The organism is Actinoplanes auranticolor (genome assembly GCF_018332655.1).
GTDB classification, from domain to species: domain Bacteria; phylum Actinomycetota; class Actinomycetes; order Mycobacteriales; family Micromonosporaceae; genus Actinoplanes; species Actinoplanes auranticolor.
The window spans coordinates 38,857-52,439 of the sequence record NZ_BOQL01000031.1; the positions used below are offsets into that span (position 1 = coordinate 38,857).

Here is a 13,583-nt window from a genome sequence, read left to right on the forward strand (position 1 = left end):
TCGTCGGATGTCAGTGGAATTCCTGTGGGGCGGGCGCGCCCGGCCCACCCGCGGGCCCAAGCCGGCGCTGAGCCTGGAGCGCATCACGGACGTCGCGATCGCGGTCGCCGACGCCGAGGGCCTGGCCGCGGTGTCCATGCAGCGGGTGGCCGCCGAGCTGGGCAAGACGAAGATGTCGCTCTACCGCTACCTGCCGGGCAAGGCGGAGCTCGTGGCGCTGATGATCGAGCGGGCGATCGGGGAGCCGCCGGTGCTGCGGGCGGACGCCTGGCGGGCCGCGCTCACCGAGTGGTCAGAGCTGCTCTTCGCGGCGTACCTGCGGCACCCCTGGTCCGTCGACGCCACGGTCGGGCGGCGTCCGCTCGGCCCGCGCGAGCTCGGCTGGATGGAGTGCGCGCTCGCCGCGCTGGGCGCCGGCTCCGGGCTCACCGGGGCGGAACGGCTGGACGCCATCGCGGTGCTCGCCGGGCACGCCCGGATGCTGGCGCAGCAGTCCGCCGCCCGGCTTGACGAGGACGAGATGAACGCCGCGATGGCCGAAGTGCTGACGCTGCACGGCGCGCGTTTCCCGCAGCTGACCGCGGCCATGCGGGAGACGGCCGCCGAGGGCGGTCAGAACCAGGCTTTCACCTTCGGCCTGGACCGCATCCTCGACGGCCTGGAAATCCTTATCGACCGGCGCCGGGCGCGCAGCTGAGCCGGGCGTCGGCCCAGTCCGCGTGGTCGAAGTTCTTGCCGTCCCCGCCGTCGGTCGCCCGCAGGGTCAGCACCCGCACGCCGGTGACGTCGACGGTCAGGGCGGCGGCCGGGTCCGCGCTGCGCCGGATCCCGGTCGCGGCCAGCTGCCGGGAGTCACCGAGCACCTGGAAGTCGGCCGAGCCGGACTGGGTCACCTCGTCGTCGATGCCGGCCACCGCGGTGAAGCGGGTGCAGGCGCCGCCCAGCCAGATGGTGACCTCGCCCGGGGAGTGCATGCCGATCCCCTTGGCGTACACGGTGCCGCGGATGCTCAGCGCCCGGCCGTCACCGCGGTCCGCCTCCCCGTTGGACTGGTCGCGCTCGACCGGCCCGTACCCGTTGGTCTCGGTCAGGAACGGCAGGTCGCTGACCGCCGGGGTGCCGGCCGGGTCGGCCGGCGGCACCAGGACCCGGACCGCCTGCTCGACGTGCACCGGCCGGCGGCTTCCCGGGGCGTCCGGGGAGCCGGGGTCGGCGGGGTAGGTGAAGTCGGCCGCGACCGGCAGGTCGACGAAGCCGGCGGCGACGCCGGCCGGTGCGGTGAACCGCCAGGTGCCGCGCAAGGTGTCGCCGCCGCGCATGGTGGCGTCGCGGACGACCGCGCCGGAGACGGTCCAGCCCGCCGGCGGTACGGGTGCCAGCGTCACGCCGGTGATCGGGCCACCGGCGGGCAGCGTGAAGGTCGCCGACACCGGCACCGTCTGCCCGGGGCGGACGTCCGCGCTCGCCGGGTCGACGGTCAGCGTGGTGACGGGTACGCGCCGGACCGGCCGGTCGCAGGTGGCCGACCCGGTGTACGCGCAGAGCACGGTGACGAAGCCGCCGTTCGTGCGCTCCGGCACGGTGAGCGTGTCGCCACGGCGCACGATCCGGCTCTCCCGCACCAGCCCGCCGTCACCGTCGCGCAGCGTCTCGGCCAGGTACCGCCCGCTGCCGAGGAACCCGAGCGGGGTGCTGAACGTCTTGGCGGCCACCGCGGAGATGCCGCCGACGTACCAGCGGTCGTCGTGGCGCCGGGCGATGACGGCCTCCTGGCCGGGCGCCCCGGCCAGCAGCTTGGTCTCGTCCCACACGGTCGGCAGCTGGCTCAGCGTCCGCAGGGCCTCGGGATGCGACTCGTACGTCTCCGGCTTGTCGGCGGGGTGCTGCCAGCCGGACTCGTAGACCACCGCGAGGGCCACCTCGTGCGCGTCGGTGGTGTCCCGGTCGGCCACCACCCAGGTCACCGGCGTGTAGTCCATGCCGCCGACCACGTTGCGGGTGAACGGGAACATCGTGTTGGTGGCGGCCCGGGTGCGGAACTGCTCGGCGCCGCGGATCGCCTCCAGCGTCATGACGTGCGGCCAGGTGCGCTGCACCCCGCGCGGGACGGTGGCGCCATGGAAGTTGACCATGAGCTTGTGGGTGGCGGTGGCGGCGAGGATGTCGTCGTACCACCGGAACCGGGCCTGGCTGTCCGAGTCCATGAAGTCGACCTTGACGCCGGCGACTCCCCACGACTTGAGCAGCGGCAGCATGCTGTCCCGCTCCTGCGCGGTGTCGAGCGCGGTCCAGTGGAACCAGAGCAGCACGTCGACGCCGCGGGCCCGGGCGTAGCGCACCACTTCGGGCACCCACTGCGCGCTCCAGCCCTCGTCGATGAGCACGTAGGGCCAGCCGTTGCGGGCGGCGAAGTCGATGTACTGCCGTTGCCGGGCGGGGTCGGCCGGGCTGCTGTGCTCGGAGAGCCAGGACCAGGCGGTGGTGCCGGGCCGGACCCAGGAGGTGTCGGCCAGCTCGGCCGGCGGGGCCAGGTCGTCGACCAGCATCGAGCCGGTGACGGTGGCCAGGTCGCCGACGATCGCCGTACGCCAGGGGGTGGCCAGCCGGCTGGTCGCCACGACCTGCGGGTCGGCGAGCTTGATCGTGTACGCCCCCGAGCCGGCGCTGTGGGACAGCCGGGCGCCGGAGTAGCGACCGTCCACGTCGGACTCGGTGACGAGGGCGTAGGTGCTGCCGACCCGGAACAGCGACGGGAAGCCGTAGTCACCGGTGGCGGCGGCACCCGCGGTGGTCTGCACCCGGTCGTTCTCGTAGTTGGGGGAGTACGGCAGCAGCCACGCGGGTGCGTCGGCGGGAAGGGAGAACGACGACGTCTCCCCGGTGATCGTGCCGCCGGCCGGCAGCACGTACCGGTAGGCGGCGCCCTCGGCCGAGACCCGCACCACGACGTCCAGGCGGGCCCCGCCGGCACCGGTGAAGGCGAACGTCGACTCGGTGAGCGTGACGTCGCGGGTCAGCTGCTTGCCGGTGGTCTTCGTGTACCGCTCGCGGACGGTGCGGTTGCCGCGCGACACGAAACTCAGCCCCGCACTGAGGTCCGCAGCGGTGGTGACCAGGCCGATCGGTGCGGGGGACAGCACCGTCGTGCCGGCCCGGTCGACCCCGAAACGCAGCCGGCCGGCCTCGTCGAGGGCGAGCTGCGCGGACACAGCGGCCCCCGGACCGCTGACGGACCAGGACAGCGGCTCCGCGGCGGCCGCCGGAGCGGCCAAGGTAGTGGCAGCCAACGCCGCACCGAGCACAGTGGAGGACAGTCGCCGTAGGCGCATCGAATCTCCTTCGCGTCGAAGGATGACCATATTTCACGCGCGTTACAGAGATCCAGAAAAATATTCACGACAGCCGATCGAGCCCGGTCGGACGGCCGATTTACCTGGATGACACAGGCAGGTGTGAAGGATCTTCATGACGGGTATCGCCGCCTGGACCGCACAGGGAGGTGCCCGTGGAGACGCTCGCGGCTGAAGGGCTACGGCTCGATCTCGACGTATTCGACTACCTGATCCTCGCGATCTACTTCGCGACCGTCCTGGGCGTCGGCTTCGCCGCCCGAAGAGCGATCAAGACCAGCGCCGACTTCTTCCTGTCCGGCCGATCGATGCCCGCCTGGGTCACCGGCCTGGCGTTCGTCTCGGCCAACCTCGGTGCCCTCGAGATCATCGGCATGGCCGCCAACGGCGCCCAGTACGGCCTGATGACCCTGCACTACTACTGGATCGGCGCCGTACCGGCGATGGTCTTCCTCGGCATCGTGATGATGCCCTTCTACTACGGTTCCAAGGTCCGCAGCGTCCCCGAGTTCCTGCGGCTGCGGTTCAACCGCCCGACCCACCTGTTCAACGCGCTGAGCTTCGCGGTCGCCCAGGTGCTGATCGCCGGGGTCAACCTCTACGCCCTGGCCCTGGTCCTGGACGCGCTGCTCGGCTGGCCGCTCTGGGTCTCGATCGTGATCGGCGCGGCGATCGTGCTGCTGTACATCGGCATCGGCGGGCTCTCCTCGGCGATCTACAACGAGGTGCTGCAGTTCTTCGTCATCCTGGCCGGCCTCATCCCGATCACCGTCATCGGCCTGGTCAAGGTCGGCGGCATCGACGGCCTGTTCGACGCGGTCCGCAACAGCGAGCTGGGTGACGCCGCCCTGCACACCTGGCAGGGCACGGCGAGCCAGGACAACCCGCTGGGCGCGAACTGGATCGGCATCGTCTTCGGCCTGGGCTTCGTGCTCTCGTTCGGCTACTGGACCACGAACTTCGCCGAGGTGCAGCGGGCGCTGTCGGCCAAGAACATGAGCGCCGCCCGGCGGACCCCGATCATCGCCGCGTTCCCGAAGCTGCTGATCCCGGCGGTCACCGTCATCCCCGGTCTGATCGCCATCGTCACGGTCAAGGGTCTCGGCGCCGACGAGGGTGACCTGGTCTACAACAACGCCATCCCGTTGCTGATGAACGACCTGCTGCCCAACGGTGTGCTCGGCGTCGCGGTGACCGGTCTGATCGCCTCGTTCATGGCCGGCATGGCCGCCAACGTCAGCGGCTTCAACACCGTCTTCACCTACGACATCTGGCAGACCTACGTCCGCAAGGACCGCTCCGACGAGTACTACCTGCGGATCGGCCGGGTCGCCACGGTCGGCGGCATCGTCGTCGGCATCGGCACCGCGTTCATCGCGGCCGGCTTCAGCAACATCATGAACTACATCCAGGCGCTGTTCTCGCTGTTCAACGCCCCGCTGTTCGCGACCTTCATCGTGGGCATGTTCTGGAAGCGGATGACCGCCTGGGCCGGTTTCTGGTCGCTGCTGCTGGGCACGGCGTCGTCGCTGACGCTGTACCTGCTCTACCTGGCCGACGTCGTCACGTTCAACTCCGACCTGGAGGAGAGCTTCTGGGGTGCGGGCCTGGCCTTCTTCACCGCCGTGGTGGTGGCCGTGGCGGTCACGATGTTCACCGAGAGCAAGTCCGACAACGAGCTGCGCGGCCTGGTCTACGGACTGGGCGGGCCGACCACCTCCGGCGAGGTGATCATGGCGGGGGACAAGGTCTGGTGGCGCAATCCCGCCCTGCTCGGCGCGATCGCCGTCGCGCTGGCCTTCCTGCTCTACATCCCCGTCTGGTAACCGGCGCGAGCCACGAGAGGAGTCGACATGTCGCAGGAGTCCAACCGGCCCGACGACGAGCAGCTGGCGCAGGGCGAGGATCTGGAGAAGGTGTCGGCCGCGGCGCGCCTGTTCGATGTGCGCCGGGTGATCGGCGGGTTGTTCGTGGTGTACGGAGTGATCGTCACGCTGCTCGGGATCTTCGACACCGGCGCGGAGATCGACAAGGCCCAGGGTGTCCGGATCAACCTCTGGATGGGGCTGGCGATGCTGGCGCTGGGCGGGTTCTTCCTGCTCTGGCTCTGGTGGCGCCCGGCCGAGCTGCCCCCGGCGAAGGCCGGTCCGGACGCCGACGAGGGCCCGCGCAAGCCCGTGCAGGACTGAACGGCAACCCGGGCCGCCCGATTGATGGAGAAGTCGGTGCGGCCCGGGTGCAAGAGGGTTGCACCGCTACCCCGAACCTTCCGATCCACCGGGGGTGCTCCCGATACTCAGGTCATGGAACCCCTCGCCTCAGTGAGCTTCGCCGGCGGGGCCGGACAGCGGCCCGTCGGCTGGCAGATGCAGCTTCGCGTTGACTACGCGGTCAACAAGGTCATGCAGACGCATCGCGGCAAGTCCGAGGATGAAGTTGCACAGGCCATTCAGGATCAGCTGCGCAGTGTCGGCGTCGTGCCGAACTCCCGGCAGATCGCCCACTACGCGACGGTGATCTCCACGTTGCCGCTGCTCCCGCCCAACAATCGGACGTAACGCCTGCGCTTCGCGGCCCGAGCCGTCAGCGGGCCCGGAAGCGCAGGATCCGGTCGTCGCCATCCTGGACGTCGCCTCGTCCGTCCGTGTTCGAGGTGGTGAGCCAGAGGGCACCGTCCGGTGCGACGGCTACCGTGCGTAGCCGCCCGTACCGCCCGGAGAACTCGGCCCTCGGCTCGCCACCGTCGAGCGGCACGGTCCACAGCCGCTCCCCCCGCAACGCGGCGACGTACAGGGTGTCGCCGGCGATCGCCGCCCCGGACGGGGAGGCCTCATCGGTGCTCCACGTGACGATCGGGTCGACGTAGTCGCCGTCGCCGCCCTTGCCCTCGACCTCGGGCCAGCCGTAGTTGGCGCCGGGCTCGATCTTGTTGACCTCGTCGAGGCGGTTCTGGCCGAACTCGATGCCGTACATCGTGCCGTCCGCCGCCCAGGCGAGGCCCTGCACGTTGCGGTGCCCCAGGCTCCAGACCGGCGAGCCGGCCGTCGGGTTGCCCGGCGCCGGCCGGCCCTCCGGGGTCAGCCGCAGGATCTTGCCGTTGGTGTCGCCGGCGTCCTGCGACGCGCTGCCGTCCCCGGCGTCACCGGTGCCCACGTAGAGCATCTTGTCGGGCCCGAAGGCGATCCGGCCGCCGTTGTGGATGCCGGCCTTGCCGATCCCGTCGAAGATCACTTCCGGGGCCCCGCCGCCGAGCTTGAACCGCACGATCCGGTTGTCGTCCGACGCGGTGTGGTAGGCGTAGATCCACCGGGTCCGGGCGTAGTCCGCGGCGACCGCGAGGCCGAGCAGCCCGCCCTCGCCGTCGGCCGCGACACCCGGCACCCGGAACACCTGCTCCGGCCGGCCGCCACCGGCGCGCACCCGCAGCACGTCGCCGCTGTCGCGCTCGGCCACCAGGGCGCTGCCGTCGGGCAGGAAGGCCAGCCCCCACGGCACCTCGATGCCGGTCGCGATGGTCTCCGGGGCGCTCAGATCCGGGGTGCCACCGTCCGTGGACGGGGCGGCCGAGGCCGGCGCGGTGGAGGTAGGCGGGGTGGCGCGGGGAGCGGGAGCGGCGGTCGGCTCCTCGCTGGAGCAGGCGGCCAGCAGGGCCGCGCCAGCAGCGGTAACGGCTACTTTCCAGCGCAGACTCGACCGATCGGCGGTTGACATGGGTCCCACCGTGCCTCGCCTTGCTGAGAGAAACCTGAACGGGTACGGACCGTTACCATTTCTTCACCAATACAGGTATGCGCATCCTTGACAGCCTCGGCGGATGGCCGGGAGGGTCCACTCACGACCTTCCCACCCATGGAGGCTCACACCATGACCCCAGCCCGCCGGGCTACCGCCTGCGCGTTATCCCTTCTGACAGTGGCCGCCGCGGCCCTGTCCGGGATCGCGCCGGCCGCCGCCGTACCAGCCGAGGACGATCTCGCTGTGTACGTGGGCACCCTCGACGCAGCACAGCTGCAACGCCTTCGGGCCGTCGGCATCGACCACGACGAGAGCGCCGTGACCGCTGCCGCCGGCGGCAAAGTCACCGTCCAGCCCATCCTCGGCCGCCGCCAGGCCGAAGCTTTGATAGCCGCGGGCGTGCCGCTCGCCGAGAAGCGCAAGTCCACGGCGATGCGCAAGCAGGCCGCCGCGGCGCCGACCGTCTTCCGGCAGTACAACGCGCCCGGTGGCCTGCGCGCGGAGCTCGCCGAAACCGCCGCCCGGAACCCACGCCTGGCCAAGCTGGTCACCGTGGGCAAGACCGTGCGTGGCGTACCCATCCAGGCCGTGAAGGTCACCCGCGACGCGCGGGTCGTGCCCGACGGGCGCCGCCCGGCGACGCTCTACATCGGCGCCCAGCACGCCCGCGAGTGGATCACCCCCGAGATGACCCGGCGGCTGATGCACCACGTCATCGACGGCTACGGCACCGACCCGGCGCTGACCAGGCTGCTCAACACCACCGAGGTCTGGTTCCTGCCGGTCGCCAACCCGGACGGCTACGACTTCACCTTCACCGAGGGCCACCGGCTCTGGCGCAAGAACCTGCGCGACAACAACGGCGACGGTGAGATCACCGCGGGCGACGGCGTCGACCTCAACCGCAACTTCGCGGAGAAGTGGGGCTACGACAACGAGGGCTCGTCGCCCGACCCGGCCAGCGAGACCTACCGCGGACCGAGCCCGAACTCCGAGCCCGAGACCAGGGCGCTCGACGCCCTGTTCAAGCGGGTCGGCTTCGAGTTCCTGGTGAACTACCACTCGGCCGCCGAGCTGCTGCTCTACGGCATCGGCTGGCAGGTCAGCACGCCCAGCCCGGACGACCAGATCCAGATCGCCCTGGCCGGCGACGACGCGCACCCCGCCGTGCCCGGCTACGACCCGGACATCTCGGCCGAGCTCTACACCACCAACGGCGACACCGACTTCCACGCCCAGGTGCGCACCGGTGCGCTCGGCTTCACCCCGGAGATGAGCACCTGCGAGACGATCTCCAACCTGTACCCGGACGACCAGTGGAAGGCCGAGGACTGCGAGAGCGGCTTCAACTTCCCGGACGATGAGAAGCTGGTCGAGGACGAGTTCCGCAAGAACCTGCCGTTCGCGCTGTCGGTCGGCCAGTCGGCCGTCGACCCGGACAACCCGGTCTCGGTCGTCGGGCGCAGCACCGCCGACCTGACCGTGGACGCGTTCAGCACGTCGTACGGCTCGCGCCAGCAGGTCGCGGTGACCGCCCGGCGGGCCCTGCGCGACGTCACCCTGCACTACCGGATCAACGGCGGGCGCGAGCGCACCGACCGGACCCGGGAGTGGCGCGGCGGCGAGCGCTACGGCGACGGCATCGACAAGTACTTCGCCGAGCGCCGGGGCACGGTGAGCAAGGCCCGCGCCAAGGACAAGGTGCAGGTCTGGTTCACCGCCCGCAACGGCCGCAAGACGGTCAAGTCGGCCAGCTTCACCTACACGGTGGCCGACAAGATCGGCGGTGACGTGCTGGTGCTCGCGGCCGAGGACGTCACCGGCATCTCGCCGGCCAACACCGACGGCGCGACCACGGCCCGGTACGCCGCCGCGCACGTGGCAGCCCTCAAGCGCGCCGGCCGTTCGGCCGACGTCTACGACATCGACGCCAACGCCCGGCAGGCGCCGCACCCGCTCGGCGTGCTCTCGCACTACCGCACGGTGCTGTGGGAGACCGGCGACGACATCATCCCGCGCGCGCCCGGCCAGCCGGCCGGTACGGCGGCCCGCTCGACACTGGAGACCGAGCTGGCCGTACGCGACTACCTGAACGAGGGCGGCAAGCTGCTGTTCAGCGGCAAGTACGCCGGCTTCGCGCAGGCCGCCAACGGTGCCTACGTGTACCAGCCCAACGCCCCGGCGGAGTGCCTGGACGCGGACGACCCGACCTGTCTGCCGCTGAGCAACGACTTCCAGCAGTACTGGCTGGGGGCGTACTCCTACGTCAGCGACGGCGGCACCGGCCCGGACGGCACGCCGTTCCCGCTGGTCGGCGCCGAGGGAGCCTTCAAGGGCTTCAGTGCCACCCCGGCCGGTGACCACACCGCGTCGTTCCTGACCACCTCGAGCTTCCTGCCGCCGAAGCAGTTCCCGCAGTTCGGCAACTCGCGGGCGCCGATCGACTGGCAGCTGCCCGGGGCCGCGCCGTACGACCCGTACGACGGCGACTGGTACCTGTGGAGCGGGCAGTCGGACGTCTCGTACAAGCGGCTCACCAAGACCGTCGACCTGACGGCGGCGACCGCCGCGCGGCTGAAGTTCCAGACGTCCTTCGACACCGAGGCGAACTGGGACTTCCTGTTCGTCGAGGCGCACGTCGTGGGCACCGACGACTGGACCACGCTGCCGGACGCGGGCGGGCTGACCACCACCGAGACCGGTGACAGCTGCCAGTCCGGCATCCAGAGCATCCATCCGTTCCTGGCCCACTACCAGGGCGAGGGTTGCACCCCGACCGGCACCACCGGCACCTGGAACGCCGCCACCGGCACCAGCTCCGGCTGGAAGGAGTTCGACGCCGACCTGAGCGCCTACGCGGGCAAGCAGGTCGAGCTCTCGATCTCCTACATGTCGGACTGGGGCACCCAGGGTCTGGGCGTCTTCCTGGACGACATCCGGGTCGAGGTCGGCGGCACGGTCGCGCAGCAGACCTCGTTCGAGGCGGACCTGGGCGGCTGGACCGTCGCCGGGCCGCCGCCGGGCTCCGGCCGCAACAGCACCGACTGGGCGCGCAGCCAGCTCGCCTTCGACTCCGGTGCCGCCGTGACCACCACGGACAGCGTCTACCTGGGCTTCGGCCTGGAGGGGCTGCCCGAGGACAAGCGGGTGGACCTGGTCCGCCGGGCCCTGCGTCACCTGAAGAGGTAATCCTCTTTCGGAGGTAAACCGCCAGAACCGCAGATCGCGCCGCGCGCTTGCTCTAGACAGGAGGCGCGCGGCGCGCCTGCCGGGCAGGGCGGAGAGACAACCGGTGCGAGCAAAGACACGGCCGATCCTGGCCGCGTTCCTCACTGTCCTGGTCGCGCTGACTGCGGCGGCGACCCCCGCGTACGCGGTACGCGGGAGAGCGCCGAACTGGCAGCCCTGCGAGGAGGACAAGACCGCCCAGTGCGCCACCCTCACCGTCCCGGTCGACTGGTCCCAGCCGTACGGGCCGTCCGTGGCGATCGCGCTGGCCCGCCGCCCGGCCGCCGACCCGAAGCAGCGGATCGGGACGCTGGTGGTCAACCCCGGCGGTCCCGGTGGATCGGGCGTCGACTTCACCCTCGACAGCACGTTCTTCAGCCCCGAACTGCGCCGGCGCTTCGACATCGTGGGCTTCGACCCGCGCGGGATCTCGCGTAGCCACCCGATCGTCTGCACCACGACGGTGCTGACCGCCGCCCCGCCGCCGGTGATCGAGAGCGCGAAGGCGTACGACACGTTCGTCGCCTACAACCGCCGGCTCGCCGCGGACTGCGCCCGGCGCACCGGGCCGCTCTACGGGCACGTCGACACGCTGAGCGTGGTGCGCGACCTGGAGGCGGTGCGGGCCGCGCTGGGCGAGGAGAAGATCAGCTTCTACGGAGCCTCGTACGGCACCCTGCTCGGCCAGCAGTACGCCGAGCGCTACCCGCGGCGGATCCGCGCGATGGTGCTCGACAGCGTCATGGACCACACCGTCGACACCGACGGATTCCTCGGCGGCGAGGCGGCCACCGCGCAGGACTCGTTCGACGAGTTCGTCGCCTGGTGCGCGCGCAGCACCGAGTGCGCGGTGCACGGCCGGGACGTTCGCAAGCTGTGGGCCGGCCTGCTCGCGTCCGCGCGCCGCGGGACACTGCGGGACCCGAAGGACACGGCGTCCAAGCTGACCCACTACGAGCTGGTCGGGGTCGCGTTCAGCTCGATGTACGACCCGCAGTGGCACTCACTCGGGATGTTCATCAAGGAAGCCACCGACGGCGCGGGCACCAAGCTGGGCCGCGCCGCCGTCGACGTCAGCGAGCACAACTTCCACGCCGTCTTCTGCGACGACTGGTCGATGCCCGTGTCCGGGTACGCCGACCTGCGCGCCCGCCTGGACCGGATCGCCGCCCGGTCGCCGCAGATGCCGTTCTCACCCCTCGCGCTCTCCTCGGTCTACGGCTGCCTGGGCCGCACCGACGGCACGGACAACCCGCAGCGGGCGCTGTCCCCGGCCCGGACCGGCCCGGTGCTGCTGGTCAACGCGCGGCACGACCCGGCCACCCCGTACGCCTGGGCCCAGCATGTCGCCGCCCAGCTCGGCCCGAAAGCGTCCCTGCTGACCTACGAGGGCTGGGGGCACACCGTCTACGGCCGCAGCGACTGCGTGGGCAGGACCGTGGACCGTTACCTGCTGACCGTCCGGCCGCCCGCCGCCGGGGCCCGGTGCCCGGGAGTCGAGCCCGAGGCGGCCGGCGTGGGCGGCATCACGCCGCGCCGCGGGTATCCCCGGGCCGGCGGGATCACCTGGTCCTGACCCCCTCGTCGTCGCGGGGACGGCGGGGCACCGGGGTGAACAGCGAGACCGGTTGCTCGGGCCGGTCGGGGACCGGCTCGCCGTCCAGGATCTCCACCATCCGGCGTACCGTCGGGTCCCCCTCGTCCGCGACGTAGTCGTGTTCCCGGGTGTGGTCGTGGCCGTCGGCGGCGCCCGCGCCCCGGAGCACCGGCGTGAGGAGCGCCGCGACCAGCAGGTTGACCGCCAGGGCGACGATTCCTACGTAGATCGAGGCGTCGCTGTCGATGCCCAGGTTGCTCAGCGGCCAGGCCGATCCGCCGAGATGCTCGCGCACCACCGTGCGGCCGTCGCCGGCGTACTTGGGCACCTGGTAGAGCATCAGCAGGCCCACCGCCAGGCCCGCACCGATCCCGCCGGCCAGGGCCCAGCGGTGGAACCAGTTCGTGTAGAGGCCCAGGGCGACTGCCGGCAGGGTCTGCATGATCAGGACACCGCCGATCAGCTGCAGGTCGATGGCGAACTGCGTGTTGAGCAGCAGGATGACCAGCAGGGCGCCGAACTTGACCGTCAGCGACACGGTCTTGCTGACGTACGTCTCCTCCCGGGCCGAGGCGTGGGGGCGGATGTACTGGCGGTAGAGGTCTCTGGTGAACAGGTTGGCCGCGGCGATGGACATGATCGCCGCCGGGACCATCGCGCCTACGCCGATGGCGGCGAAGGCCAGCCCGGCGGTCCAGGGCGGGGTGTTCTCCGCGAACCACTGGGGGACCACGGTGTTGCCGTTGCCGCCCACTGCCGTCGTACCGTCGAAGACCGCGGCGAAACCGATCAGCATGAGCACGCCGAGGGTCAGGGTGTAGAGCGGCAGAGCCGCGAGGTTCCGGCGCAGCGTGCCGCGGTTACGGGCCGCGAGCACGCCGGTGAGCGTGTGCGGGTAGAGGAAGAGCGCGACCGCCGAGCCCAGGGCCAGGGTCACGTAGTTGAGCTGGCTCTGCGAGGCGAGCAGCAGGCCGTCGTCGGTGCGCGGGCTGGTCGCGTACTTGTCCTGGGCGACGCGGAACACCACGTCCCACTGGCCCGGGGTCATCGACACGATGATGATCACCGCCAGCACCGTCCACAGCACCAGCGCGTCCTTGATGATGGACACCAGCGCCGGCCCGCGCAGCCCGGCGTTGAACGTGTAGAGCGCGAGCACCGCGAACGCCACGGTGAGCGGCCAGCCCTTGGGCAGGCCCATCACCTCGAACACCGCCTCCATGCCGATCAGCTGCAGGGCGATGTAGGGCATCGTGGCGACGATGCCGAGGACGGCCACGATGGTGCCGAGCCCGCGCGACCCGAAACGGGAGCGGACGAACTCGGCCGGGGTGACGAAGCCGTGCACGTGGCACACCGACCAGAAGCGCGCCAGCACCACGAACAGCATCGGGTAGACGATGACCAGGAACGGCACCGGGAAGAAGCCGGCCGCGCCGACGCCGTACACCAGCGTGGGCACCGCGACGAACGTGTAGGCCGTGTAGACATCCCCGCTGAGCAGGAAGAACGTCACCCAGTTACCGAACGCGCGGCCGCCGAGACCCCACTCCTCGAGGCTGTGGATCGAATCCGGCCGGCGCCAGCGCGCCGCGGCGAAGCCCAGCATCGTCACCGCGCCGAAGACCGCCAGGAAGACCGCGAGCTGCATGACCTGCTTGTCGGACACCGGT

The 13,583-nt window shown here is 71.1% G+C and carries 9 protein-coding genes; 6 read left to right on the top strand and 3 right to left on the bottom strand.

Features of this window, described 5'->3' with window-relative positions; translation table 11 throughout:
- Positions 1-7 precede the first annotated feature (7 nt).
- On the top strand, positions 8-697 hold the full coding sequence (locus Aau02nite_RS20430) for a TetR/AcrR family transcriptional regulator (protein WP_212990122.1): 690 nt from the start codon (positions 8-10) through the stop codon (positions 695-697).
- Here the strand turns inward: Aau02nite_RS20430 and Aau02nite_RS20435 are convergent.
- Entirely contained in the window at positions 669-3,329 is a 2,661-nt protein-coding gene (locus Aau02nite_RS20435; protein ID WP_212990123.1) for an NPCBM/NEW2 domain-containing protein, read from the bottom strand. The two genes, Aau02nite_RS20430 and Aau02nite_RS20435, sit on opposite strands and share 29 nt — an antisense overlap.
- Positions 3,330-3,505: 176 nt before the next feature.
- Between Aau02nite_RS20435 and Aau02nite_RS20440 the strand changes: the two genes are divergently transcribed.
- The 3 genes from Aau02nite_RS20440 to Aau02nite_RS20450 all read left to right on the top strand — a co-directional run bounded on the left by Aau02nite_RS20440 (position 3,506) and on the right by Aau02nite_RS20450 (position 5,908).
- The gene (locus Aau02nite_RS20440; protein ID WP_212990124.1) at positions 3,506-5,176 is read left to right on the top strand and encodes a sodium:solute symporter family protein; all 1,671 of its coding nucleotides are present in this window, start codon (positions 3,506-3,508) and stop codon (positions 5,174-5,176) included.
- Positions 5,177-5,203: 27 nt separating this feature from the next.
- Positions 5,204-5,539: a hypothetical protein gene (locus tag Aau02nite_RS20445; RefSeq protein WP_212990125.1), complete on the top strand. Its 336-nt coding sequence runs from the start codon at positions 5,204-5,206 to the stop codon at positions 5,537-5,539.
- A 114-nt stretch (positions 5,540-5,653) separates the two neighbouring features.
- A complete protein-coding gene (locus Aau02nite_RS20450) occupies positions 5,654-5,908 on the top strand; it encodes a hypothetical protein (RefSeq protein WP_246595299.1) in 255 nt (84 codons plus the stop codon).
- Between the two features lie 25 nt (positions 5,909-5,933).
- On the opposite strand, the gene Aau02nite_RS20455 is transcribed toward Aau02nite_RS20450, so the two are convergent.
- Positions 5,934-7,061, bottom strand: a complete 1,128-nt coding sequence (locus Aau02nite_RS20455; RefSeq protein ID WP_212990126.1) for a PQQ-dependent sugar dehydrogenase — start codon at positions 7,059-7,061, stop codon at positions 5,934-5,936.
- A gap of 153 nt (positions 7,062-7,214) precedes the next feature.
- Here Aau02nite_RS20455 and Aau02nite_RS20460 point away from each other — a divergent pair, with 153 nt between their 5' ends.
- Both Aau02nite_RS20460 and Aau02nite_RS20465 read left to right on the top strand, forming a co-directional pair.
- A complete protein-coding gene (locus tag Aau02nite_RS20460; protein ID WP_212990127.1) occupies positions 7,215-10,274 on the top strand; it encodes a M14 family metallopeptidase in 3,060 nt (1,019 codons plus the stop codon).
- Positions 10,275-10,377: 103 nt separating this feature from the next.
- On the top strand, positions 10,378-11,889 hold the full coding sequence (locus Aau02nite_RS20465; RefSeq protein ID WP_212990128.1) for an alpha/beta hydrolase: 1,512 nt from the start codon (positions 10,378-10,380) through the stop codon (positions 11,887-11,889).
- On the opposite strand, the gene Aau02nite_RS20470 is transcribed toward Aau02nite_RS20465, so the two are convergent.
- Positions 11,876-13,561, bottom strand: a complete 1,686-nt coding sequence (locus tag Aau02nite_RS20470) for a sodium:solute symporter family protein (protein ID WP_212990171.1) — start codon at positions 13,559-13,561, stop codon at positions 11,876-11,878. The two genes, Aau02nite_RS20465 and Aau02nite_RS20470, sit on opposite strands and share 14 nt — an antisense overlap.
- Positions 13,562-13,583 lie beyond the last annotated feature (22 nt).